This window comes from Streptomyces sp. NPDC087270, assembly GCF_044744625.1.
Lineage (GTDB): Bacteria > Actinomycetota > Actinomycetes > Streptomycetales > Streptomycetaceae > Actinacidiphila.
Map to the genome: position 1 here is coordinate 40313 of NZ_JBIUYR010000012.1, position 22753 is coordinate 63065.

The 22753-nt window shown below is 72.3% G+C and carries 21 protein-coding genes; 15 read left to right on the forward strand and 6 right to left on the reverse strand.

The features are described 5' to 3' along the window. Window positions 1–18: 18 nt before the first annotated feature. Entirely contained in the window at window positions 19–1419 is a 1401-nt protein-coding gene (gene allB / locus ACIPAE_RS23700; protein ID WP_402447701.1) for an allantoinase AllB, read from the forward strand. 134 nt (window positions 1420–1553) lie between these two features. Here allB and ACIPAE_RS23705 read toward each other — a convergent pair whose 3' ends face one another. The 4 genes from ACIPAE_RS23705 to ACIPAE_RS23720 are packed head-to-tail and all read right to left on the reverse strand — an operon-like array spanning window position 1554 to window position 6149. Next, window positions 1554–2909 carry a GH1 family beta-glucosidase gene (locus ACIPAE_RS23705; protein ID WP_329363587.1) on the reverse strand — a complete coding sequence of 452 codons (1356 nt, stop codon included), beginning with the start codon at window positions 2907–2909 and terminating at the stop codon, window positions 1554–1556. Between the two features lie 19 nt (window positions 2910–2928). After that, window positions 2929–3798: a carbohydrate ABC transporter permease gene (locus ACIPAE_RS23710; protein ID WP_329363585.1), complete on the reverse strand. Its 870-nt coding sequence runs from the start codon at window positions 3796–3798 to the stop codon at window positions 2929–2931. Then, window positions 3791–4795 carry a sugar ABC transporter permease gene (locus ACIPAE_RS23715; RefSeq protein WP_329363584.1) on the reverse strand — a complete coding sequence of 335 codons (1005 nt, stop codon included), beginning with the start codon at window positions 4793–4795 and terminating at the stop codon, window positions 3791–3793. The genes ACIPAE_RS23710 and ACIPAE_RS23715 overlap by 8 nt, the downstream gene beginning before the upstream one ends. 16 nt (window positions 4796–4811) lie before the next feature. Continuing rightward, a complete protein-coding gene (locus ACIPAE_RS23720) occupies window positions 4812–6149 on the reverse strand; it encodes a sugar ABC transporter substrate-binding protein (RefSeq protein WP_366413612.1) in 1338 nt (445 codons plus the stop codon). A 148-nt stretch (window positions 6150–6297) separates the two neighbouring features. On the opposite strand from ACIPAE_RS23720, the gene ACIPAE_RS23725 reads away from it, so the two are divergent. From ACIPAE_RS23725 to aroA, 4 genes are all read left to right on the forward strand, one after another. Next, window positions 6298–7668, forward strand: coding sequence for an ROK family transcriptional regulator (locus tag ACIPAE_RS23725; RefSeq protein WP_329363580.1), 1371 nt, complete (start codon window positions 6298–6300; stop codon window positions 7666–7668). A gap of 106 nt (window positions 7669–7774) precedes the next feature. Continuing rightward, complete coding sequence (locus tag ACIPAE_RS23730; protein WP_328470931.1) at window positions 7775–8599, forward strand: AIM24 family protein; 825 nt, start codon at window positions 7775–7777, stop codon at window positions 8597–8599. A gap of 205 nt (window positions 8600–8804) precedes the next feature. Continuing rightward, window positions 8805–9440, forward strand: coding sequence for a bifunctional 4-hydroxy-2-oxoglutarate aldolase/2-dehydro-3-deoxy-phosphogluconate aldolase (locus ACIPAE_RS23735; protein WP_328470933.1), 636 nt, complete (start codon window positions 8805–8807; stop codon window positions 9438–9440). Window positions 9441–9891: 451 nt separating this feature from the next. Continuing rightward, entirely contained in the window at window positions 9892–11127 is a 1236-nt protein-coding gene (aroA, locus tag ACIPAE_RS23740) for a 3-phosphoshikimate 1-carboxyvinyltransferase (RefSeq protein ID WP_402447704.1), read from the forward strand. A gap of 97 nt (window positions 11128–11224) precedes the next feature. Here aroA and ACIPAE_RS23745 read toward each other — a convergent pair whose 3' ends face one another. Both ACIPAE_RS23745 and ACIPAE_RS23750 read right to left on the reverse strand, forming a co-directional pair. Continuing rightward, the gene (locus ACIPAE_RS23745) at window positions 11225–12013 is read right to left on the reverse strand and encodes an arylamine N-acetyltransferase (RefSeq protein WP_402447705.1); all 789 of its coding nucleotides are present in this window, start codon (window positions 12011–12013) and stop codon (window positions 11225–11227) included. Between the two features lie 92 nt (window positions 12014–12105). Next, window positions 12106–12825 carry a TetR/AcrR family transcriptional regulator gene (locus ACIPAE_RS23750; RefSeq protein WP_402447707.1) on the reverse strand — a complete coding sequence of 240 codons (720 nt, stop codon included), beginning with the start codon at window positions 12823–12825 and terminating at the stop codon, window positions 12106–12108. Between the two features lie 213 nt (window positions 12826–13038). Here ACIPAE_RS23750 and ACIPAE_RS23755 point away from each other — a divergent pair, with 213 nt between their 5' ends. The 10 genes from ACIPAE_RS23755 to ACIPAE_RS23800 all read left to right on the forward strand — a co-directional run bounded on the left by ACIPAE_RS23755 (window position 13039) and on the right by ACIPAE_RS23800 (window position 22589). Beyond that, window positions 13039–13995 (forward strand): NAD-dependent epimerase/dehydratase family protein, encoded by a 957-nt coding sequence (locus ACIPAE_RS23755; RefSeq protein ID WP_402447709.1) that lies wholly within the window; start codon window positions 13039–13041, stop codon window positions 13993–13995. 268 nt (window positions 13996–14263) lie between these two features. Further along, window positions 14264–15250, forward strand: a complete 987-nt coding sequence (locus ACIPAE_RS23760; protein ID WP_329363569.1) for a sugar ABC transporter substrate-binding protein — start codon at window positions 14264–14266, stop codon at window positions 15248–15250. Further along, complete coding sequence (locus ACIPAE_RS23765) at window positions 15247–16308, forward strand: ABC transporter permease (protein WP_402447711.1); 1062 nt, start codon at window positions 15247–15249, stop codon at window positions 16306–16308. The genes ACIPAE_RS23760 and ACIPAE_RS23765 overlap by 4 nt, the downstream gene beginning before the upstream one ends. Beyond that, window positions 16308–17282, forward strand: coding sequence for an ATP-binding cassette domain-containing protein (locus ACIPAE_RS23770; RefSeq protein ID WP_402447945.1), 975 nt, complete (start codon window positions 16308–16310; stop codon window positions 17280–17282). The genes ACIPAE_RS23765 and ACIPAE_RS23770 overlap by 1 nt, the downstream gene beginning before the upstream one ends. Further along, window positions 17279–18427: an ROK family glucokinase gene (locus tag ACIPAE_RS23775; RefSeq protein ID WP_329363565.1), complete on the forward strand. Its 1149-nt coding sequence runs from the start codon at window positions 17279–17281 to the stop codon at window positions 18425–18427. The genes ACIPAE_RS23770 and ACIPAE_RS23775 overlap by 4 nt, the downstream gene beginning before the upstream one ends. After that, window positions 18424–19047, forward strand: a complete 624-nt coding sequence (locus tag ACIPAE_RS23780) for a hypothetical protein (RefSeq protein WP_328470949.1) — start codon at window positions 18424–18426, stop codon at window positions 19045–19047. Before ACIPAE_RS23775 ends, ACIPAE_RS23780 begins: the two co-directional genes overlap by 4 nt. Before the next feature lie 59 nt (window positions 19048–19106). Continuing rightward, the gene (locus ACIPAE_RS23785; RefSeq protein ID WP_402447714.1) at window positions 19107–20492 is read left to right on the forward strand and encodes an alpha/beta fold hydrolase; all 1386 of its coding nucleotides are present in this window, start codon (window positions 19107–19109) and stop codon (window positions 20490–20492) included. Between the two features lie 186 nt (window positions 20493–20678). After that, window positions 20679–21311 (forward strand): MBL fold metallo-hydrolase, encoded by a 633-nt coding sequence (locus ACIPAE_RS23790; RefSeq protein ID WP_329363561.1) that lies wholly within the window; start codon window positions 20679–20681, stop codon window positions 21309–21311. Window positions 21312–21354: 43 nt separating this feature from the next. Then, the gene (locus ACIPAE_RS23795; protein ID WP_328470955.1) at window positions 21355–22134 is read left to right on the forward strand and encodes an exodeoxyribonuclease III; all 780 of its coding nucleotides are present in this window, start codon (window positions 21355–21357) and stop codon (window positions 22132–22134) included. Window positions 22135–22331: 197 nt separating this feature from the next. After that, window positions 22332–22589: a TfoX/Sxy family DNA transformation protein gene (locus tag ACIPAE_RS23800; RefSeq protein WP_328470957.1), complete on the forward strand. Its 258-nt coding sequence runs from the start codon at window positions 22332–22334 to the stop codon at window positions 22587–22589. Window positions 22590–22753: the final 164 nt, after the last annotated feature.

Genomic DNA, 22753 nt, shown 5'->3' on the forward strand with positions numbered 1-22753 from the left:
CTCGATGACGGAGGCCGTGTGGTGGAGGAGCAGGTGCTGCGTTCGACGCGCGTCGTGACCCCGGAGGGCGAGCGGCCCGCGGCGGTGGTCCTCGCGGCCGGCACGATCACCGCGGTGCTGCCGTACGACGCGCCGCTGCCACCGGGCGCCCGGTGCACCGACCTCGGCGACGACGTGCTGCTGCCCGGTCTGGTCGACACCCACGTGCACATCAACGACCCCGGCCGCGCGGAGTGGGAGGGCTTCGCCACCGCCACCGCGGCCGCCGTGGCCGGCGGCATCACCACCGTCGTGGACATGCCGCTCAACAGCGTGCCGCCCACCACCACGGCCGCCCACCTCGACGTCAAGCGCGCCGCCGCCCGCGGCCGGGTGCACACCGACACCGGCTTCTGGGGCGGCGCGGTACCCGGCAACACCGCCGACCTCAAGGCCCTGCACGACGCGGGCGTCTTCGGCTTCAAGTGCTTCCTGCTGCCCTCCGGCGTGGACGAGTTCCCGCACCTGGACCGGGCCCGACTCGTCGAGGCGATGGACGAGTTGGCGCGCTTCGACGGCCTGCTGATCGTGCACGCCGAGGACCCGCGGCTGATCGAGGGCGCCCCGCTGCGCGGCGGCCCGAAGTACGCCGACTTCCTCGCCTCCCGGCCGCCGGCCGCCGAGAAACGCGCCATCGCCGGGCTGATCGAACTGGCCGCGGAGCGCGGCACGCGGGTGCACATCCTGCACCTGTCCGCGGCGGGCGCGGTGCCGCTGATCGCCGCCGCCCGGCGGGACGGGGTACGGCTGACGGTCGAGACCTGCCCGCACTTCCTCACCCTCACCGCCGAGGAAGTCCCGGACGGGGCAACGGAGTTCAAGTGCTGCCCGCCGATCAGGGAGGCCGCCAACCAGGACGTGCTGTGGCAGGCGCTCGCCGACGGCGTCATCGACTGCGTGGTGTCCGACCACTCGCCCTCCACCATCGACCTCAAGCACAAGGACACCGGGGACTTCGCCACCGCCTGGGGCGGTATCTCCTCGCTCCAACTCGGCCTGCCCGCCGTGTGGACCGAGGCCCGCCGCCGCGGGCACACCCTCGCCGACGTGGCCGGCTGGATGTCGGCGGGACCGGCCCGGCTGGCCGGCCTCGACGCGGTCAAGGGCGCGATCGCCGTCGGCCGCGACGCCGACTTCACCGTGCTGGACCCGGAGCGGACCTTCACCGTCGACCCGGCCCGGCTGCACCACCGCAACCCGATCACCGCGTACGCCGGCCGCACCCTGCACGGCGTGGTCCGCGCCACCTACCTGCGCGGCCGGCTGGTCGCCGCCGGTCCCGGCGAGGGAACGGCCGCGGGCGCCCCGGCCGCCGGCCCCGCCCGAGCCCTGCGGAACCCCGCCGGCCGGCTCATCGAGCGGCCGTCCGACCGGAGTTGACCGGAGCGGCAGCCTCGGGCCCGGCCGTGCCGGAGGTGCCGGCGATCGGCGCGGAGGGGCGGTACCGGCTCGGGTGACGACGAGGACGCGCCGGTCGGAGGTCCGACGGGCGCGTCCTCGGGTCGTACCGCTGGTCAGGCCGCGCGGCGCGCCTTGCGGCGGTGTGCGGCAACGATGTCGGCGTAGCGCCGCCCGCTGCCCTTGATGGTGCGCTTCTGCGTGGCGTAGTCGACGTGCACCAGACCGAAGCGCTTGTCGTAGCCGTACGCCCACTCGAAGTTGTCCAGCAGCGACCAGGCGTAGTACCCGGCCAGCGGCACCCCGCGCTTGACGGCGCGGGCGCAGGCGGCCAGGTGGTCCTCCAGGTACTGCGCCCGCTCCGGGTCGTCGACCTGCCCGTCGGGGCCGACCACGTCGCGGTAGGCGGAGCCGTTCTCGGTGACGAAGACCTTCCGGGCGCCGTACTCCTCCGAGAGCCGGACCAGCAGCGACTCCAGGCCGTCCGCGTCCACCTCCCAGTCCATCGCGGTGCGCGGCACGCCCGGCCGGTACGCCATCTTCGCCTGCGGCGCCGGCCCGGTCGGGTCGTCCGTGATGTACTGCGGGAAGTAGTAGTTCAGGCCCAGCCAGTCCAGCGGAGCCGCGATCGACTCCATGTCGCCGTCCTTGACCGGCAGTTCGACGCCGTACAGGTCCACCATGTCCTGCGGGTAGCCGCGGCCGTGGATCGGGTCGAGCCACCAGCGGTTGGTGTGGCCGTCGGCCCGCTTGGCGGCCGCGATGTCCGCTTCGCGGTCGGTGGCCGGCAGGCAGGGGCTGAGGTTGTTGACGATGCCGATCCGCAGGTCGCCGTGCGCGGCCCGCAGCGCCTGCACCGCCAGCCCGTGGCCGACGTGCAGGTGGTAGGACGCGCGCACCGCGGCGGTCAGGTCGGTCCAGCCCGGCGCCATGGTGCCTTCCAGGTGGCCGATCCACGCCGAGCACAGCGGCTCGTTGAGGGTCGCCCAGTCCTTGACCCGGTCGCCGAGTGCCTGCCCGACCACGGCCGCGTACTCGCCGAACCGCTCGGCGGTCTCCCGCTCGGGCCAGCCGCCGCGGTCCTGCTGCGCCTGCGGCAGGTCCCAGTGATACAGCGTCGCGTTGGGGGTGATGCCCGCCTCCAGCAGGGCGTCCACCAGGCGGTCGTAGAAGGCCAGTCCGGCCTGGTTGACCGCGCCGGAGCCCTGCGGGATGATCCGCGGCCAGGCCACGGAGAAGCGGTAGGCGTCCAGGCCCAGGGACTTCATCAGCCCCAGGTCCTCCTGCCAGCGGTGGTAGTGGTCGCAGGCGACGTCGCCGGTGTCGCCGCCCGCGACCTTGCCGGGGGTGTGGGAGAAGGTGTCCCAGATGGACGGGGTCCGGCCGTCCTCGTCCACCGCGCCCTCGATCTGGTAGGCGGCGGTGGCCGCGCCCCAGAGGAAATCCGCGGGAAGAGCGCTCAGGTCGTTCACGAGTTACCTTTCGGTGGGGTCACTTGACGGCGCCGGCGGTCAGCCCGGCCACCAAGTAACGCTGGAGAAGCAGGAATCCGGCGACCACCGGCACACTCACCACGAGTGAGGCGGCCATGACCTGGTTCCAGTACACGTCGTTCTCGGTTGCGTACTCGCGCAGGCCCACGGCCAGCGTGCGAGTGCTCTCGTTGGTCATGACCGAGGCGAAGAGCACTTCGCCCCAGGCGGTCATGAAGGCATAGACGGCCACCGCGACGATGCCCGGGACGGCGGCCGGCACGACGACCCGGAACAGCGCGCCCAGCGCACCGCAGCCGTCGACCTTCGCCGCCTCGTCCAGGTCGCGCGGGATCGAGTCGAAGTAGCCCGCGAGCATCCAGATGGAGAACGGCAGCGAGAAGGTGAGGTAGGTGATGATCAGCCCGAGCCGGCTGCCGTTGAGCGTGACACCCGTGTCGTTGCCGATGTTGACGAAGATCAGGTACAGCGGCAGCAGGAACAGGATGCCGGGGAACATCTGCGTGGACAGCACCGTCACCGTGAAGACCTTGCGGCCCATGAAGCGGTAGCGGCTCACGGCGTAGGCGGCGAAGATCGCCACCGCCACCGAGAAGACCGTCGCGCTGACCGAGACGATCACCGAGTTCACGAAGTAGTGCGCGAGCGGGATCGTCTTCCAGATGTCGATGTACGGGCGGACCGTCAGGCTGTGCGGAATCCACCGGAAGGAACCCTGCACATCCTGGAGGCTCTTCAGGGACGAGCTGAGCATCACGTAGACGGGGATCGCCACGAAGGCGGTGATCAGCGTCAGCACGATGCGCCGGGTCCACAGGAAGGACTTCGGCCGCGCCATGGGGGACGGCTGGTCGGAGAACCTAGACATCGGATTCACTCCTTCCCCTGGACGTGACCAGCAGGTAGAGGGCGGTCACCACGAGCAGGAAGAGCAGCAGGAGCACCGACATCGCCGAGCCCGAGCCGAAGTTCCAGTTGACGAACGAGGACTGGAAGATGTGGATCGAGATCAGGTCCGCCTGCTTCGGTGGACTCTGACCGAACATGACGTACGGCGTGTTGAAGTCGTTGAACGTCCACAGGAAGAGCACCAGGACGATCACCTGGTTCACCGGCCGCAGCGAGGGCATGGTGATCTTCCTGATCTGCTGCCAGACACCGGCCCCGTCCATCGCCGCTGCCTCGTACAGCTCCCGCGGGATGTTCTGCAGGCCGGCCATCAGCGCCAGGAACGCGAACGGCCAGGACTTCCACACCGAGACGATCAGCATCGCCCAGAAGCTGTTGTTGCCCAGCAGCCAGAACGACTTGCTCGACGTGATGTGCAACTGGTCGTGCAGGACGTGGTTCACCAGACCGGTGTCCTGCTGGAACATGAAGGTCCAGGTGATCAGCGCCGCGTAGGTCGGCAGCGCGTACGGCACCAGGAACAGGGCCCGCAGGATGCCCCGGCCGCGGAAGGCGTCCTGGAGCAGGATCGCCGCGGCGATCCCGATCAGCCAGGAGAAGCCCACGGACAGCAGGGTGTAGGACAGCGACACCCAGAAGGAGTGCAGCAGCGCCTGGCCGATCGGCTGGTGGATCTCGATCGCGGCCTTGTAGTTGTCGAACGCCGCCCACGGAGCGGTCTGCCAGTGGCGGATGTAGAAGAGCGTCAGGTCCCGGAAGCTGATGACGATGCCGAAGACCATCGGCACGATGTGGATCAGCAGTTCGGCGAGGATGGCCGGGAGCAGGAGGAGGTACGGCAGTCCGCCTTGGCGGAGCCGTTCGACGAGGCGCGGCCCTAGCCGGCGCCCGGCGGCGGACTTGCCGCTGCCGGGGCCGGCTTCGGGTGCGCGCCTGGGAGGGGCGGTGGCAGTCATGGAGGGGTGTCGATCCTTATGACGTGGGCATCTGCGACTGCGCCTTTTGCAGCGCGGCCTTGACGGTGTCGTCCGTGACGGCCTTGCCGGCGGCGGCGTCGGCGAACAGGCTCTTGATCGCAGGACCGACGAGGTTCTCGAACTGCGCCTCGTTGGCCACCTGCGGCATCGGGGCGGCCGACTTGCTGAGCACGCCGGCGAGGGCCTTCAGGTCCGGGGTCTGGAAGGCGGGGTCGCTCTGCGCCTCGGTGACCGGCGGGATCGTGCCGTAGGTGCCGTTGAGGATCTTCTGCTCCGGCGTGCTGGTGAGGAACTTCGCCAGCTGCACGGCGGCGGCCTTGTGCTTGGTGCTGTTGAAGACCGCGACGTTGATGCCGGCCACCATGGAGGTGACGCCCGCGTCACCGGTGGCTCCGGCGGTCTGCGTCGGGACCGGGACCACGCCGTACTGGTCCTGCGACATGCCGTGCGACTTGATGGAGGTCGCGGCCGACTGCCACATCATCATCGCGGCCTTGCCGGTGGCGAAGTCGGTGATGGTCTGGTTCTGCACGTACTCGGCGTCGCCCTTGGCGGCGATCTTGTCGCTGGCTATGAAGTCGACGTACTGCTTGACCGCCGCGACGTTGCCCGCACCGGTGAAGGTCGGCTTGCCGGAGGCGTCGAACCAGTCGGCGCCGTGCTGCTTGGCCAGCACGAAGGCGTGGTGGATGTTCTCCGCGCCGTTGGCGCCCTCGACGGCCAGGCCGTAGTGGCCGTCCTTGGTGAGCTTCTTGCCGTCGGCAACCAACTCGGCCCAGGTGGTGGGCGGTTGGGCGATGCCCGCGTCGGCGAACTCCTTCTTGTTGTAGTACAGGCCGTAGGCCATCGAGTACAGCGGCAGGGCGGCCGGGTCCTTGCCCGCGGCGCCGGCGGAGGCGAGCGCCGCGGCGGAGAAGCGGTCCTTGCCGCCGACGGTGGCGAACGCGTTGGCGTCCCACGGCATCAGGGCGCCGGTCGCCTGGAGCGAGGCGGACCAGGTGTTGCCGATGTTGAGCACGTCCGGGCCCTGGCCGGAAGTGGTCGCCGCCAGGATGCGGTTGAGCAGGTCGGCCCAGCCGACCACCTCGAGGTTGACCTTGATGCCGGTCTGCTGGGTGAACTTCTTCAGCTCGGGGGTGAGCACCTGCTTGTCGTTGGCCAGGCTGGTGCCCTGGTTGCTCGCCCAGTACGTGATCGTCTGGCCCTTGAGGCTGCCGGGGGAGGCGGAGATGTCGCCGCTGCCCTTGCTGTCCGAGCCGCCACCACACGCGGCGACGGTGAGGCCGAGCGCGGCCACGAGGGCGGTGGCCGCGAAGACTCTGTTGGTGCGCATAACGGTTCCCTCTCAGGGGTGGGATCGCTTCAGGAAGTGAACAGCGCCTGTGCCTTAATTCAGGCCGTGATTTAACTTGTGAGAAAAGGTGGCGTCAAGACCCCGTGCAGCGATAGGTTCCAGCGGGGCGGGGCAGGAGGGAGTCCAGATGGCTGAGCGGGCCAAGCGCACGGTGCGTGACCTGCGGCGCGGCAACCGCGCATCGCTTCTGCGTCATTTGTATTTCGAAGGCCCCCTCAGCCGGCAGGAGCTGGGCCGGGACACCGGCCTGAGCGCGGGCTCGATCAGCAACGTCGTTGGAGAGTTGATCGCGGACGGCATGGTCGAGGAGGCGGGCGCGGTCGAGTCCGACGGCGGGCGCCCGCGCATCCTCCTCCAGGTCGCCCCCGGCTACGGCTACGTGGTCGGCGTGGACGTCGGCGAGACCCGGGTGCGGGTGGAGCTGTTCGACCTCGCGCTGACCGAACGCGCCTCCGCCGACCTGCCGTTGTCCGACAGCGGGCACGACGTGGACCTGGTGGTCCGGCTCGCCCTGGAGGGCATCGAGGCCGTGGTGCGCGAGGCCGGCATCGACGACCGGGAGGTGCTGGGCGTCGGCATCGGCGTGCCCGGGATCGTGGAGCAGGGCGACCCGCGGGTGACCTCGCCCGGCGAGGGTGACGGCATCGTGGTGCACGGCCAGACCATCGGCTGGGACGCGGTGCCGCTGGGCCGGCTGCTGCGGGCCGGCACCGACCTGCCGCTGTTCATCGACAACGGTGCCAAGACCCTGGGCCAGGCCGAGATGTGGTTCGGCGGCGGGCGCGGCTCCGGCAACGTGGTGATCGCGCTGATCGGTTCCGGCGTCGGCGCCTGCGTGGTCGCCGACGGCACTCCGTACCACGGCGCGAGCAGCAGCGCGGGGGAGTGGGGGCACACCACGCTGCGGGTCGGTGGCCGGATCTGCCGGTGCGGCTCGCGCGGCTGCCTGGAGGCGTACGTCGGCGCCGAGGCGCTGCTGGGCCGGTGGTCGAACGCGCCGCGGGGGGCGAGCGAGGAGACCGCGCTCGCCGCGCTGCTGGCCGCCGCCGACCACGACCGGGAGGTGGCGGAGTTGCTCGCCGAGGCCGCGGAGTACCTGGGCGCGGGCATCGCCGACCTGATCAACCTGTTCAACCCGCAGCGGATCGTGATCGGCGGCTGGGCCGGACTGCTGCTCGGGCCGCGGCTGCTGCCGTCGGTGCGCGAGGTGGCCGCGGAGTACTCGCTGCACCACCCCTGCGCGCAGACGTCGATCGAGCTGGGCCGGCTGGGCGCGGACGCGGTCACCGTGGGGGCGGCGACGCTGCCGCTGGCCCGCTTCCTGGAAACCGGCGGCGAGCGGCCGGTGCGGCTGCCGGCGCAGGGCGGGCAACCGGACGGTGGTGGGGCTCCGGGCGGTGCGGTGGGCGGGCCGGGCCGCGGACCGGCCCGCGGGTCACGTTCCGGTGCCGCCTCCGGCGATCCGGTGCGGAACCGAACCACGCGGGCGGTACGTTGACGGGTCGGTGCCCGGCGCACCGCGGGTCCGGCGGAATGCCGGATTCGCCACCGTTTCGCACCTTTTTCGCAGTACATACCTCGCACGCCCTTCAGGAGTCCCCCCCATGACCCTTCGACAGCAGATCGTCGGCAACGCCATGCAGATGGCCGTCTGCACCCTCGACCCCGGTCAGACCGTGTACTGCGAGGCGGGCAAGTTCCTGTTCAAGACCGCCAACGTCAGCATGGAGACCCGCCTCGGCGGCCCCGGCAACGGCAGCCGGCAGGGCGCCGGCGGCCCCGGCGGGCAGGGCGGCGGCATGGGCGGGATGCTGCGCCAGGCGATGGGCACCGCGATGCAGGTCGGCCAGCGCGCCCTGGCCGGCGAGTCGCTGGCCTTCCAGTACTTCACCGCCGCCGGCGGCGAGGGCACCGTCGGTTTCGCCGGGGTGCTCCCCGGCGAGATGCGCGCGCTCGAACTGAACGGCTCGCGCGCCTGGTTCGCGGAGAAGGACGCGTTCGTCGCGGCCGAGGAGAGCGTCAGGTTCGGCATCGCCTTCGCCGGCGGCCGGCAGGGCATGAGCGGCGGCGAGGGCTTCATCCTGGAGAAGTTCACCGGCACCGGCACCGTGATCATCGCCGGCGCGGGCAACTTCATCGACCTCAACCCGGCGGACTTCGGCGGCCGGATCGAGGTGGACACCGGCTGCATCGTCGCCTTCGAGGAGGGCATCCAGTACGGCGTGCAGCGGATCGGCGGGCTCAACCGCCAGGGCATCATGAACGCGGTCTTCGGTGGCGAGGGGCTGTCGCTGGCGACCCTGGAGGGCAACGGTCAGGTCATCCTCCAGTCCATGACCATCGAAGGTCTGGCCAACGCGCTGAAGAAGGCGCAGGGCGGGGACAAGCAGGGGCCGACCGGGGGCCTGTTCTCCACGCACGCCGGCTGAGCGGGCCCGGCCCGGGCGCGCCCTGGACCCTGCTCCGACCGCCCGCATCTCGGGTCTCATGCTCCTCTCATGTCACGGTGCGGTGACAGGTGGCCCGCCGTGACCCATCGCGGCGCCGCCCGGCGGGTAGCGTCTGGATCACGTGTATCCCGCAGTGCCGCACGATCCGCGTGCGGCACTCACGCAGGAAGGTGGACCGACTGCCGTGTACCGCTGGGAGATCACCCGGGCCGCACTGGCCCAGCGGGTATTCGCCACCATCCGCAGCGAGAGCTACGACCAGGCCGCCGCCACCGCGGACACGTTGCTGTCGGCCGGGCTGACCACGTTGGAGATCTCCCTCACCACGCCGTTCGCCCTGGAAGCCGTCACCACGCTGGTCCGCGAGGTCGGCGACGACGCGGTGGTCGGCGCGGGCACCGTGCTCGACGAGGTCTCCGCGCGGATGGCGATCGAGGCCGGGGCGCGCTTCCTGCTGTCGCCCAACCTCGACGAGGCGGTGCTGCGCACCGGGCACCGCTACGGAATTCCGGTCTTCCCGGGCGTCGCGACCCCCACCGAGGCGGTCCGCGCGATGGAACTCGGCGCCGACGCGCTGACCCTCTACCCCGCCACCGCCTACACCCCGGACTGGGTGGTGGACGTCCGCGCGATCATTCCGCAGGCGGCGTTCCTGCCGATCGGGGGCATAACGGTCAGCGCGGCGCCCGATTGGGTCGCGGCCGGCGCGGTCGCGGTCGGCATGGGCTCCGCCCTCACCGACGGCGACCGCGCCACCGTCACCAAGCGGCTCACCGAACTCCTGGAGCGGCTCGCCGACACGGTTCCCTCCGGGGGTTGAGCCGTTCCCGGCGGGCCCCTGCGGGGTGGCTGCCCCGTCCCGTCCGCGGGCCCCTGCGGGGTGGCTGCCCCGTCCCGTCCGCGGGCCGGTGGCCTGCTTGTCGCGCAGTTCCCCGCGCCCCTGGGTGGGTGCCCCTTTGTGGTGCGTTGTTTGTCCGCGGGTGCGTGGTGGCTTGTCGCGCAGTTCCTCGCGCCCCTGGGTGGGTGCCCCTTGCGGTGCGTTGCTTGTCTGCGGGTGCGTCGTGGTTTGTCGCGCAGTTCCTCGCGCCCCTGATTTGGGTTGCTCGCCGTCGTCGGCGAGCTGTGCGCTGCGGAGCAGCCGCACGTACTCAGGGGCGCGGGGAACTGCGCGACCAGCAGGCCACCGGCCGGTGGGCGGCGGCGAGACGGGTACCGTGATGGCGCGTAGCCGAGGGCAGGACGGGCGGGGGCGCGCCCATAGAATCACGTGGGTGACCGTTCTCGCTGTTCCTGGCTCCAAGTCCGTGACCGCTCGCGCGCTGTTTCTCGCCGCCGCCGCCGACGGAGTCACCGTGCTCCGGGACCCGCTGCTCTCCGACGACACGGAAGGCTTCGCCGAGGGCCTGACCCGGCTCGGCTACGAGGTGCGGCGCACCGCCCGTGAGTGGCGGATCACCGGCCGCCCGGCCGGCCCCGCGGCCGACCACGCGGAGGTCTTCACCCGCGACGCGGCCACCGCCTCCCGCTTCCTGCCCGCGCTGGCGGCCGCAGGCCACGGCTCGTTCCGCTTCGACGCCTCCGCGCAGATGCGCCGCCGCCCGGTCGCCCCGCTGACCGAGGCGCTGCTCAGCCTCGGCGTGGACCTGGTGCACGAGGAGGAGGACGGCCACCTGCCGCTGCGGGTGGAAGCGCACGGCATCAAGGGTGGCGCGATCGACCTGGACGCGAGCCTGTCCTCGCAGTTCCTGACCGCGCTGCTGATGGTCGGCCCGCTCACCGCCGAGGGCCTGCGGATCAGGGTGACCGGCATCGTGTCGGTGCCGTACGTCGAGATCACGCTCGCGATGATGCGCCGCTTCGGCGTCGAAGTGGCCCGCGAGGGCGACACCTTCGTGGTGCCCGCGGGCGGCTACCGCGCGCAGGACTACCCGATCGAGCCGGACGCCTCCACCGCGAGCTACGTGTTCGCCGCGGCCGCGCTGTCCGGCCGTACCGCGACCGTGCCGGGGCTCGGCAGCGACGCGCTCCAGGGCGACCTGCGGTTCGTGGAGGTGCTGCGCCGGATGGGCGCGGAGGTCGAGACCACGGCGGACGCCACCACGGTGACCGGGACCGGGCGGCTGTCCGGCCTGACCGTCAACATGCGGGACATCTCCGACACGATGCCCACCCTCGCGGCCATCGCGCCGTTCGCGGACGGCCCGGTCCGGATCGAGGACGTCTACAACACCCGCGTCAAGGAGTGCGACCGGCTGGAGGCGTGCGCGCTGAACCTGCGGGCGCAGGGCATCGAGGTCGCCACCGGCCGGGACTGGATCGAGATCACGCCGGGCACCCCGAAACCGGTCGAGATCGCCTGCCACGGCGACCACCGCATCGCGATGAGCTTCGCCGTCGCGGGCCTGCGCACCCCGGGCACGACCTTCGACGACCCGGGCTGCGTGAAGAAGACGTTCCCCGGATTCCACGCGTTCTTCGCGGAGTTGCGGCGCACCTGGGACGTCTGAGGCGATCCCGCGCGGCAGAGTGGCCGTGCGGCCGAGCGGCGGGCGGCCGTACGACCCGCGTCGAGCCCGGGCGGCAGCGGCAGCGCGGACCGGACCGCTACCCCGCCGGCGCAGCCACCAGCACGGGTTCGCGGTCCAGCGCGATGCCGAAGTGCTCGCGGTAGGCGGCCAACACCTCCGCGGGTCCGGGCAGTTCGCGTTCCTGCCGGGAACCGCCCGCGGTGCGTACGAGGGTGCGCCCGCTGAGGGTGACCCGCCCGTCGGCGGTGAGCCGGGAGCACACCAGGGACGTGCGGAAGTGGGACAGCGGCGAGGTGCGCTGCCACCAGCAGGTGGCGGCGAAGTCGCCGAGCCCCCGTGGCCGTTGCTCGACGCGGTACTGCGGCTCGTCGTCGCGCAGCACGTCCAGGTCGCCGTCGGGCGCCTCGCGCAGCGTGAACACGCCGCCGGGTTCGGGCTGTTCGGCCCGGCTGCCGTAGGACAGCGGGAAGTGGCTGTGCCGGCCGAAACCGACGTCCGCCAGCCACACGGCGCCGTCCTCCGTGCGCACCCGCAGCGCCATGTGGTCGAAGGGCGGGCCGAGTTCGCCGCCGTCGCCGAAGGACCGGCAGGTCAGCAGCTCCACCTCGTAACCGAGCGCGCGCAGCAACTCGGCGAAGGCGCCGTTGAGTTCGTAGCAGAAGCCGCCGCGCCCGCGGTCCACGACCTTCGCCACCAGCGGGCCGGGCGCCAGCACGATGTCCTCGCCGCGGTGGATCGAGAGGTTCTCGAACGGCACCGTGCGCAGGTGGGCCAGGTGCAGCGCGCGCAGCGCGTCGAGGTCGGGGCGCGCCGGCCGCTCGGCGCCGATGTGCTCCAGGTAGGCCGCGGCCCGCTCTTGGTCCATGCTCCAGTTATGCCGTACCGCGTGCCCCGGCGTCATCCTCCCCGGGTACAGGATGCCCCGGGACCTGGGGCGTACGTCCGAAGGCGCCGCGCTCAGGCCAGCGAGAGGGCGTCCGCGAGGAGTTCGACCTGGGCGTCGAGCAGGGCCGCCGGGTCGTGGCCCATGCCGTTGTAGAGCCCGGAGACCTCCAGCGAGACGGTGCCGTGCACCTGGGTCCACACCTGCACGGCGCCGGTCAGCCCGGCCGCGGCGGCCTCGGCGGACGCCTCGGGCAGATAGGTCTCCAGCCACCGCTCGACCCCGGGTTCGCGCGTGGCCCAGGCCCGCAGGTCCGCGACGACCGGGCCGAGCGCGGGGTGCGGGGTGCAGCCGGCCAGCAGGGCGACGAAGGGGCCGAGCACGGCGCGGGCGTGCTCGCGGGTCTGCGGCGGGGCTTCGTAGCCGGGCACGGGGGTGCCGCCGATCAGCAGGTAGCGATGCGGCTGCGCGACGGCCCAGCCGCGGAAGGTGCGCACGAGGTCGCGCAGCAGGGAACGCGGGGTCGCACCGGCGGACGTCGCGGCGGCGTCGGCCACGGCGCCGGCGAGGTCGGCGTACGCGTCGCAGATGAGGGCGTCGAGGAGGTCGTCGCGGCCGGCGAAGTAGCGGTAAAGGGCCGGGCCGGACAGCCCCAGCTCCTTGGCGATCTTCACGAGTGCGAGCGCCCCGGTGCCGCCCTCGGCGAGCTGGGCGAGGGCGGCCGCCTTGATCTCGGCGCGGGTCTGCTCCCGGTAGCGGGCGCGGGGTCCGGGGGTGGCGGCCTGCGGTGGCATCGGGTTCGGGGCTCCTCGTGAAGGGGGCGGGGCGCGGGGACGGCGACGTCAGTTCTGTTACTGCCTCTCACTCTAGCAAGTGCCCATCGCGAACGAGATTGCGTTTGCCTATCGCAAGAGTTACAGTCTCTAACAGAAGCGAGTTCGTATCGCGGAGTGCGTCGCGCATCGCCGTCACGAACCCACCGGACCCGATCGCAGGGGAGAACCCTCATGGCCGCGCACCAGCAGCACCGCCCGCACGTCGTCCTCGGCGCCGGTCCCGCCGGCACCACCCTCGCCGCCGAACTCGCCGCCCGCGGCCACTCCGTACGCCTCGTCGACCGCTCCGGCGGCGGCGACACCCCGCAGGGCGTCACGCGGCTGACCGCCGACGTGTCCACGGCCGACGGCGCCCTGCGGGCGGTCCAGGGGGCGGCCGTCGTCTACCACTGCGTGAACGTCGGCTACCACCTCCAGGTCGAGGTGATGCCGCGCATCCAGCGCGCCGTGCTCGGCGCCGTCGAGGCGGTCGGCGCCCGGCTGGTCGTGCTCGACACCCTGTACCCGTACGGGCCCACCGGCGGCGTCCCGATGACCGAGGACACGCCGTGGAACGCGACCAGCCGCAAGGGCCGGATGCGGGCCGAACTCGACGCGGTCTACCTCGACACGCACCGCGCCGGCCGGGCCCGGGTCGCCATCGGCCGCTCCGCCGACTTCGTCGGGCCCGGGGTGCTCAACTCCTCGCTGGGCGGAGGGGTCTTCCCCGGCGCTCTCACCGGCGGGACCGTGGTCGGCATGGGCGACATCGACCTGCCGCACAGCTACACCGACATCCGCGAGGTCGCGGCCGGGCTCGCCACCCTCGGCGAGCGGGCCGGCGACGACGCCGACGGGCGGGTCTGGCACCTTCCGACCGCCCCGGCCTGGACCACCCGGCAGGTGCACGACTTCCTCACCGAGCGGACCGGGCGCCCGCTGGACGTCGTGGTGCTGCCCGAAGCCCGCCCGTTCGGGCCCTTCGACGAGGTGTTCGCGGCCGAGTACGCCGAGATGTTCTACCAGCACACCGAGGCGCAGATCATGGACTCCTCGGCCTACGAGGAGTTCTTCGGGGTACGGCCCCGCCCGCTGCCGACCACGCTCCGCGACACCCTCGCGTGGTACGGCCGGAGCGTCCCGGCGTAGCCGCGTGCCACCGGCCCCGGTCCTCGCCGCCGGCCCTGGTCCGCCCGCGGGGCCGCCCTCGCGCGCCGCGTGAACGGCGCCCGGTCCGGGCCCGGTCGGCGGTCGGGGTGCGCGGAGGCTTGACGGATTCTTGGGCCGCCGGGAAGGTCACACGCAGCACTTTCATCCCGGCTGCACCAGGGAACGTAGCGAAAGGCAGGGCCACGTGGCGGAGGCAAGGGCGGGACGCGACCGCGGCGACCGCGGGGGGAAACGAAGGACACGCCGGGTGGTCGGGGCGCTGCTCGCGGCGGCGCTCGCGGCGGCGGCCCTGGCCGGGTGCAGCGCCACCGGCGGCAAGCGCGCGGAGGACCGGGCGAAACAACTCGCCGCGAACGGCTCCGCGGTGAACACCCCGCACTGGACGTTCGCGATGGTGACGCACTCCGGTGCCGGCGACACGTTCTGGGACATCGTGCAGAGCGGCGCTAAGCAGGCGGCCCAGAAGGACAACATCAAGTTCCTCTACTCCAACAGCGACCAGGGCGACCAGCAGGCGCAGTTGGTGCAGGCCGCGATCGACCAGCACGTGGACGGCCTGATCGTCACGCTCGCCAAGCCGGACGCGATGAAGGCGGTGGTCGCGAAGGCGGTGAAGGCGGGCATCCCGGTGATCACCGTCAACTCCGGTGCGGAGCAGTCGAAGCAGTTCGGCGCGCTGACCCACATCGGGCAGGACGAGACGGTCGCGGGCAACGCGGTCGGCGACGAGCTGAACACGCGCGGCCGCAAGCACGCGCTGTGCGTGCTGCACGAGCAGGGCAACGTCGGCCTGGAGCAGCGCTGCGCCGGGGTGAAGGCGAACTTCCACGGCACCCTGGACAAACTCTACGTAGACGGCACGAACATGCCCGACGTGCAGTCCGCGATCGAGGCCAAGCTCCAGGCGGACCCGTCGATCGACTCCGTGGTGACGCTGGGCGCGCCCTTCGCGGCGACCGCCGCCAAGGCCAGGCAACAGGCCGGCTCCAAGGCGGAGATCGACACGTTCGACCTCAACGCCCAGGTGGCCGCCTCGCTGAAGGACGGCACCCTCGGCTTCGCCGTCGACCAGCAGCCCTACCTCCAGGGCTACGAGGCGGTGGACCTGCTGTGGCTGTACCGCTACAACAAGGACACCCTCGGCGGCGGCCAACCGGTGCTCACCGGCCCGCAGATCGTCACCAAGGACGACGCGGACGCGCTGCTGGCGTACACGAAGCGGGGGACCAGGTGACCGGCACCCGCGCGGCCGCGCCGGACGTCGTAGGAGGCGCCGGCGACGAGCGGCTGGCGCCCAGGTCGGTGGCCCGACGGCTGCTCGGGCGGCCGGAGTTGGGCGCGGTGGTCGGCGCGGCCGCGGTGTTCCTGTTCTTCTCGTTCGTCGCGGACTCGTTCCTGCGCGCCTCCAGCATGGGCACCGTGCTGTACGCGTCGTCCACCATCGGCATCATGGCGGTGCCGGTGGCGCTGCTGATGATCGGCGGCGAGTTCGACCTGTCCGCGGGCGTGATGGTGACCAGCTCCGCGCTGATCTCGTCGATGTTCAGCTTCCAGATGACCGCGAACACCTGGGTCGGCGTCGGGGTGTCCCTGCTGGTCACACTGGCGCTGGGCGCGTTCAACGGCATCATGCTGGTGCGCACCAGGCTGCCGAGCTTCATCATCACGCTCGGCACGTTCCTGATGCTCACCGGCCTCAACCTCGGCCTGACCAAGCTGATCAGCGGCACCGTGGCGACGAAGTCGATCAGCGACATGCAGGGCTTCCCGACCTGCCGCGACCTGTTCGCCTCGCACTGGACGATCGGCTCGGTCGACCTCCAGGTGACCATCCTGTGGTGGCTGGGCCTGGTGGCCGTGGCCACCTGGGTGCTGCTGCGCACCCGCGCGGGCAACTGGATCTTCGCGGCCGGCGGCAACGCGGACGCGGCGCGCGCGGTCGGCGTGCCGGTGGCCCGTACCAAGGTCGGCCTCTACGTGGCGGTCGCGTTCTGCGCCTGGATCTCCGGCCAGCACCTGCTCTTCTCGTTCGACGTGGTGCAGTCCGGCGAGGGAGTCGGCAACGAGTTCCTGTACATCATCGCCGCGGTGATCGGCGGCTGCCTGATGACCGGCGGCTACGGCAGCGCGATCGGCTCGGCGGTCGGCGCGTTCATCTTCGGCATGGCCAGCAAGGGCATCGTGTACGCGCAGTGGAACCCGGACTGGTTCCAGTTCTTCCTGGGGGCGATGCTGCTGCTCGCCACCCTGCTCAACGTGTGGGTACGCAGGCGGGCGGAGGCGAGCAAGTGATCACGGTCGACGACGACAAGGCCCCCGGCCCCTCCGCCGGCGCGCCCGGCGCCCTGGTGGCGCTCACCGACGTCAGCAAGTCCTACGGGAACGTACGGGCGCTGCGCGGGGTGTCCCTGGAGGTGCACACCGGGGAGATCACCTGCGTGCTCGGCGACAACGGCGCCGGCAAGTCCACCCTCATCAAGATCATCGCGGGCCTGCACCCGCACGACGCGGGCACGTACGCGATCGAGGGCGAGCAGGTCCGGCACAGCTCGCCGCGGCAGGCGCTGGACCGCGGAATCGCGACGGTCTACCAGGACCTCGCCGTGGTGCCGCTGATGCCGGTGTGGCGCAACTTCTTCCTCGGCTCGGAGCCGACCCGGGGCCGCGGGCCGCTGCGCCGCCTCGACACCGCCCTGATGCGCACCACCACCCGCCAGGCGCTGCTGCGGATGGGCATCGACCTGCGGGACGTGGACCAGCCGATCGGCACCCTGTCGGGCGGCGAACGCCAGTGCGTGGCGATCGCCCGGGCGGTGCACTTCGGCGCGAAGGTGCTGGTGCTGGACGAACCGACCGCCGCGCTCGGCGTGAAGCAGTCCGGGATGGTGCTGAAGTACGTGGCCGCGGCCCGCGACGCCGGTCTGGGTGTGGTGCTCATCACGCACAACCCGCACCACGCCTACCTGGTCGGTGATCGTTTCGTCCTTCTCAAGCGTGGCGCGATGTCCGGCAGCCACCTGAAGGAGGACATTACGCTGGACGAGCTGACGCGGGAGATGGCCGGCGGCAGCGAGCTCGACGAACTGACCCACGAGCTGAGCCGGTCCAGGAGAACCGGCACAATAGCGGAGGACGCCGCGCCGACCCCCTCCGCTGCACCGGCTTCCGCTGCTCCGTCCGCCCCGTCCACTCCGTCCGCCCCGTCCACTCCGTCCGCCCCGTCCGCCCCCCGCACCGACCCACCCGACCCGGAGATCACCGCTTGAGTGCCAATCGTGAACGCGTCTACCGCGGCGGCGCAGCGCGCGCCACGGTCTGGCAGAGCGTGGGTATGCGCGACCGCAGGGAGCGCCGCTCGCACCTGACCGCGCCCCGCGTGCCCACCGTCGGCATCGACATCGGGGGCACCAAGGTGATGGCGGGGGTGGTCGACGCCGACGGGGTCATCCTGGAGACGCTGCGCACCGAGACCCCCGACAAGTCCAAGAGCCCCAAGGTGGTCGAGGACACCATCGTGGAACTGGTGCTCGACCTCTCCGAGCGGCACGACGTGCACGCCGTCGGCATCGGTGCCGCCGGATGGGTGGACGCCGAGCGCTCCCGGGTGCTGTTCGCGCCGCACCTGGCCTGGCGCGACGAACCGCTGCGCGACCGGCTCTCCGAGCGGCTGCTGGTGCCCGTCATGGTCGACAACGACGCCAACACCGCGGCGTGGGCGGAGTGGCGCTTCGGCGCCGGCCGCGGCGAGGCCGACCTGGTGATGATCACCCTCGGCACCGGCATCGGCGGCGCGATCCTGGAGGACGGCCACGTCAAGCGCGGCCGCTACGGGGTGGCCGGCGAGTTCGGCCATATGCAGGTGGTGCCCGGCGGGCACCGCTGCGCCTGCGGCAACCGCGGCTGCTGGGAGCAGTACAGCTCCGGCAACGCGCTGGTCCGCGAGGCCCGCGAGATGGCCGCCGCCGACTCCCCGGTGGCGTACGGCATCAACGACCGGGTCGGCGGCAACATCCGCGACATCACCGGGCCGCTGATCACCGAACTGGCCCGCGAGGGCGACCCGATGTGCGTGGAGCTCTTCCAGGACATCGGGCAGTGGCTCGGCGTCGGCATCGCCAACCTCGCCGCCGCCCTCGACCCGTCCTGCTTCGTCATCGGCGGCGGGGTCAGCGCCGCGGACGACCTGCTGATCGCCCCGGCCAGGGACGCCTTCCGGCGCACCCTGACCGGCCGCGGCTACCGGCCCGAGGCGCGCATCGCCAAGGCCGAACTCGGCCCGGAGGCGGGCATGGTGGGCGCCGCGGACCTGGCGCGGCTGGTCGCCCGCCGCTTCCGCCGGGCCAACCGGCGCCGGGTCGAGCGCTACGAACGGTACGGACGCACCCTCGGACGGCAGGCAGCCCAACCGTGACCACATCGCAGCACCGCGGCCCGGAACCGGCCGCCGTCGACGACCTCGCCGAAGCGGAGGCGGAGTTCGCCGCCGCGCCGCGGCTGCCGCGCAACCCGCCGCGCTGGGTGCGCTGGACCGTGGTGCCGCTGCTGGTGCTCGTGCCGATGGGCTACGTGGCGGTGTCCGCCGCGCAGAGCCGCGGCAGCGGCGAGGACGCCATACACGAACAGGCCGGCCGCCGGCTCACCCAGGTGTACCCGACCCAGCTCCAGCAGCGGATCTACCAGGTGACCGTCCCGGTCGGCTCGCGCTACGTCCGCAACCTGGAGACCAACTCCTGGGACACCAGCGAGCTGTACGCCGAGTTCGTCACCACCGCCGGCGGCCTGGACACCTTCCTCGCCCAGATCGGCACCAGCCGGGCCGCACTGCGGAACGGCGCGGTGGCCATGACGGCCGCCCAGTCCAAGGCGGCCGGCTGGAACTTCGCCATCCCCCGCACCTGGGCGGGCCTCAGCCTGCACCGCCCCGGCGACAAACCCGACCACAACATCACCGTCGACATGACCAATCCGGACCACCCCCGGGTCTACGTCGTGTCCACCGTCAACTTCCAGCACGGGTTCGGGGGCGGCTGAGTGCCGCCCTTGGGGGAGGCCCCTGCCGAGCCCTGCCCTTCACTCGATAGCGTGAGGCGATGAGCGACGTGACCGACGAGACCGCCGACCGGCTCGGCACGTACGCCGGCGCGGCCACGTACACCCCGTACGGCGGCCGGGTCGGCGGCCTGACCGACGACGACGGTGGCACTGTCCCGGACGCGGACGACGAACGCGACGACCTGCAACCCCCGTTGCAGTACCGCTTCGACGGCCCCGACGACGCCCCCGTGCTGGTCCTCGGACCCGCGCTCGGCTCGACCTGGCACATGTGGGACCGGCAACTGCCGCAACTCACCGCGCACTGGCGGGTCCTGCGGTACGAACTGCCCGGGCACGGCGGCGCGCCCGCCGAGCCCGCCTCGACCGTGGACAACCTCGCCCGGCGGCTGCTGGCCGTCCTCGACGACGAGGAGGTCGACAGCTTCGGGTACGCCGGCTGCGAGCTGGGCGGGGCGGTGGGGGCCCGGCTGGCCCTGCTGCGGCCCGACCGGCTGGCCGCGCTCGCCCTGGTGTCGGCCGCGGCCCGGTTCGGCAGCGCGGACACCTGGCGGCAGCGCGGCGTGGTGGTCCGCGCCAACGGCCTGGACCGCACCGCCGCCAACACCCCCGAGCGCTGGTTCACCGGGCCGTTCCGGACCACCCAGCCGGCGATCACCCAGTGGGCCGTGCAGATGGTGAAGACCACCGACAGCGCCTGCTACATCGCCGCCTGCGAGGCGCTCGCCGGGTTCGACATCCGCGACCAGCTCGGCAGCATCACCGTGCCCACGCTGGTGGTGGCCGGCGCCGACGACACCGAGACGCCGCCGGCCGACGCCCGGCTGCTGGTCGCGGGCATCCCCGACGCGCGGCTCGCCGTCGTGCCCGGCACCGGGCACCTCGCGCCCGTCGAGGAACCCGCCGCCGTCGGCACCCTCCTGGTACGGCACTTCGAGACCGCGTGGGCGGCCGACCGCACGTCCGGCACGGTCCCGTACGCGCCCGCGCCGCCGCCGGTGCAGCCGCGCGTCCCCGCGCCCGCCGCCGCGCCGCCCGGGCCCGACGCGTACGCCGAGGGCATGCGCATCCGCCGGGAGATGATCGGCGAGGCCGAGGTCGACGCGGCGGTCGCCCGGGCGAAGACGTTCGGGAGCGGGTTCGACACGTTCGCCACCCGCTGGGCGTGGGGCGAGACGTGGACCCGCCCCGGGCTGGACCGCCGCACCCGGAACTTCGTCGCCCTCACCGCGCTCACGGTGCTCGGCCAGCTGGAGGAGCTCGCGGACCACACCCGGGCGGCGCTACGGGGCGGGCTGACCCCCACCGAGATAGAGGAGACCCTGATGCAGACGTCCGTCTACTGCGGGTTGCCCGCGGCGCGGGCGGCCGTGGACAGGGCGCGCTCCGTGATCGAGCAGGAGACGTCCACGGGCAAGGGGTGACGGGACCGCCCGGGGTGCCTGGTCGCGGATGTGCCCGGGCCTCGCGGCTCGTGGGCGGTTCGTCGCGCGGTTCTCCCTCCGGCGGAGCCAGGGGGAGTACTCCCAGCGCCCCTGGACATCCGCGGGTCGTCCGGTGTCACCCGTGGCGGTGGGCGGCGAGGCATCCCTCCGAGGCAGGATGGGGGGATGGAGCTGACCAAGAAATCTCACGCGTGCGTGCGGCTGGAGCAGGACGGGCGGACGCTGGTGATCGACCCGGGGGCGTTCAGCGAGCCGGACTCGGTGGCCGGGGTGGACGCGATCCTGGTGACACACGAGCACATGGACCACTTCAGCGAGGACCGGCTGCGGGCCGGGCTGGAGGCGAACCCGGCGGCGGAGCTGTGGACGCTGGCGAGCGTCGCGGAGAAGGTGTCCGCGGCGTTCCCGGGCCGGGTGCACACCGTGGGGCACGGCGACACGTTCACCGCGGCCGGGTTCGACGTGCAGGTGCACGGCGAACTGCACGCGGTGATCCACCCGGACATCCCGCGGATCACCAACATCGGGTTCCTGATCGACCGCGCCGTCTTCCACCCCGGTGACGCGCTGACGCTGCCCGGCCACGCCGTGGACACGCTGCTGCTGCCCGTGATGGCGCCGTGGAACAAGATCTCCGAGGTGATCGACTACGTCCGCGAGGTGAAGCCGCGCAGGTCGGTCGACGTGCACGACGCGCTGCTCACCGACCTCGCCCGACCGATCTACGACATGCAGATCGGCAACCTCGGCGGGGCCGACCACCTGCGGCTGGCGCCGGGGGAGGCCGCCACCGTCTGAGGGTGCGGGCGGGCTGTCGTACCCAGCGGCTAGGTTGGGGCACATGCGTATCGCGACCTGGAACGTCAACTCGATCACCGCGCGGCTGCCCCGGCTGCTGGCCTGGCTGGAGAGCAGCGGCACCGATGTGCTGTGCGTCCAGGAGACCAAGTGCACCGCCGAGCAGTTCCCGCACGACGAGCTGCGCGCGATCGGTTACGAGGCCGCCGTCGAGGCCACCGGGCGGTGGAACGGCGTGGCGGTCATCTCCCGGGTCGGCCTGGCCGACGTGGTGCACGGCCTGCCCGACGGCCCGCGGTACGAGGACGTGGCGGAGCCCCGCGCGCTCGCCGCGACCTGCGGCCCGGTCCGCGTCTGGTCGGTCTACGTGCCGAACGGCCGGGAGGTCGACCACCCGCACTTCGCCTACAAGCTGCGCTGGTTCGAGGCGCTGACCGCCGCCGTCGCCGGGGACGCGGCGGGGCAACGCCCCTTCGCCGTCCTCGGCGACTACAACGTGGCGCCGGCCGACGCCGACGTGTGGGACACCACCGCGTTCGAGGGCGCCACCCACGTCACGCCGGCCGAGCGCGCCGCGCTGGCCACCCTGCGCGGCACCGGCCTGAGCGACGTGGTGCCCCGCCCGCTGAAGTACGACCACCCGTACACGTACTGGGACTACCGCCAGCTCGCCTTCCCGAAGAACCGCGGCATGCGGATCGACCTCGTGTACGGCAACGAGCCGTTCGCGAAGGCGGTCTCCGACGCGTATGTGGACCGCGAGGAGCGCAAGGGCAAGGGTGCCTCCGACCACGCCCCGGTGGTGGTCGACCTGGAGGTGTGAGGGAGCCCCCGGTGTGGCGTGCGGCCGACCGGGGTCATCAGCGCGGGGGACCACCACGGGCGTGTCAGCCGCCGATCGGCCGGAAGGGCACCGCCGCGCGTGCATGATGGCGCCAGCGGACATCCCGGGACACGCCCTCACCGGTCCCTGACGCTCCCTCACACCACCTTCACCACCGGCTTGTACGGAGGCACGACGTGGACTCCCTTCAGCAACTGCCGAACATCGGAGCGGTGCTCGCAGATCGGCTGCGCCGCGCCGGAGTGGACGACGCGGGCGAACTGCGCCGGCTCGGCTCGGGCCGCGCCTTCGAGAAGATCCGTCCGGAGCTTCCGGAGGACGCCTGCACGCACACCCTGCTCGCGCTCGAGGGTGCGCTTCGCGGAATGCGCTGGACCGCGATCCCCCAGACCGAGCGCGACACCCTCGTCCACCGCGTGCTGGGGTGCCCCTGACCCCGCGGTCGCCTTGTCCTGCCGGTTCAGGGTCCACCGGTCGGTGGTGGGCCCGGCGCGCCGGCAGGCGGCGGGGCGAAGGCGCACCCAACTGCGGCGGAGTCGTTTACGTGCTAGGGGCCCGGGCAGCCGCACGAAGGGGGACCGTCGCGAGAAGGGAAACC

Excerpts from the sequence above, each read along its gene's own strand:
- ACIPAE_RS23790 (WP_329363561.1), top strand. The coding sequence starts at position 20,679 with ATGGAGCTGACCAAGAAATCTCACGCGTGCGTGCGGCTGGAGCAGGAC.
- ACIPAE_RS23750 (WP_402447707.1), bottom strand. The coding sequence starts at position 12,825 with ATGCCACCGCAGGCCGCCACCCCCGGACCCCGCGCCCGCTACCGGGAG.
- ACIPAE_RS23795 (WP_328470955.1), top strand. The coding sequence starts at position 21,355 with ATGCGTATCGCGACCTGGAACGTCAACTCGATCACCGCGCGGCTGCCC.
- ACIPAE_RS23755 (WP_402447709.1), top strand. The coding sequence starts at position 13,039 with ATGGCCGCGCACCAGCAGCACCGCCCGCACGTCGTCCTCGGCGCCGGT.
- ACIPAE_RS23720 (WP_366413612.1), bottom strand. The coding sequence starts at position 6,149 with ATGCGCACCAACAGAGTCTTCGCGGCCACCGCCCTCGTGGCCGCGCTC.
- ACIPAE_RS23730 (WP_328470931.1), top strand. The coding sequence starts at position 7,775 with ATGACCCTTCGACAGCAGATCGTCGGCAACGCCATGCAGATGGCCGTC.
- ACIPAE_RS23710 (WP_329363585.1), bottom strand. The coding sequence starts at position 3,798 with ATGTCTAGGTTCTCCGACCAGCCGTCCCCCATGGCGCGGCCGAAGTCC.
- ACIPAE_RS23725 (WP_329363580.1), top strand. The coding sequence starts at position 6,298 with ATGGCTGAGCGGGCCAAGCGCACGGTGCGTGACCTGCGGCGCGGCAAC.
- ACIPAE_RS23785 (WP_402447714.1), top strand. The coding sequence starts at position 19,107 with ATGAGCGACGTGACCGACGAGACCGCCGACCGGCTCGGCACGTACGCC.
- ACIPAE_RS23745 (WP_402447705.1), bottom strand. The coding sequence starts at position 12,013 with ATGGACCAAGAGCGGGCCGCGGCCTACCTGGAGCACATCGGCGCCGAG.
- ACIPAE_RS23715 (WP_329363584.1), bottom strand. The coding sequence starts at position 4,795 with ATGACTGCCACCGCCCCTCCCAGGCGCGCACCCGAAGCCGGCCCCGGC.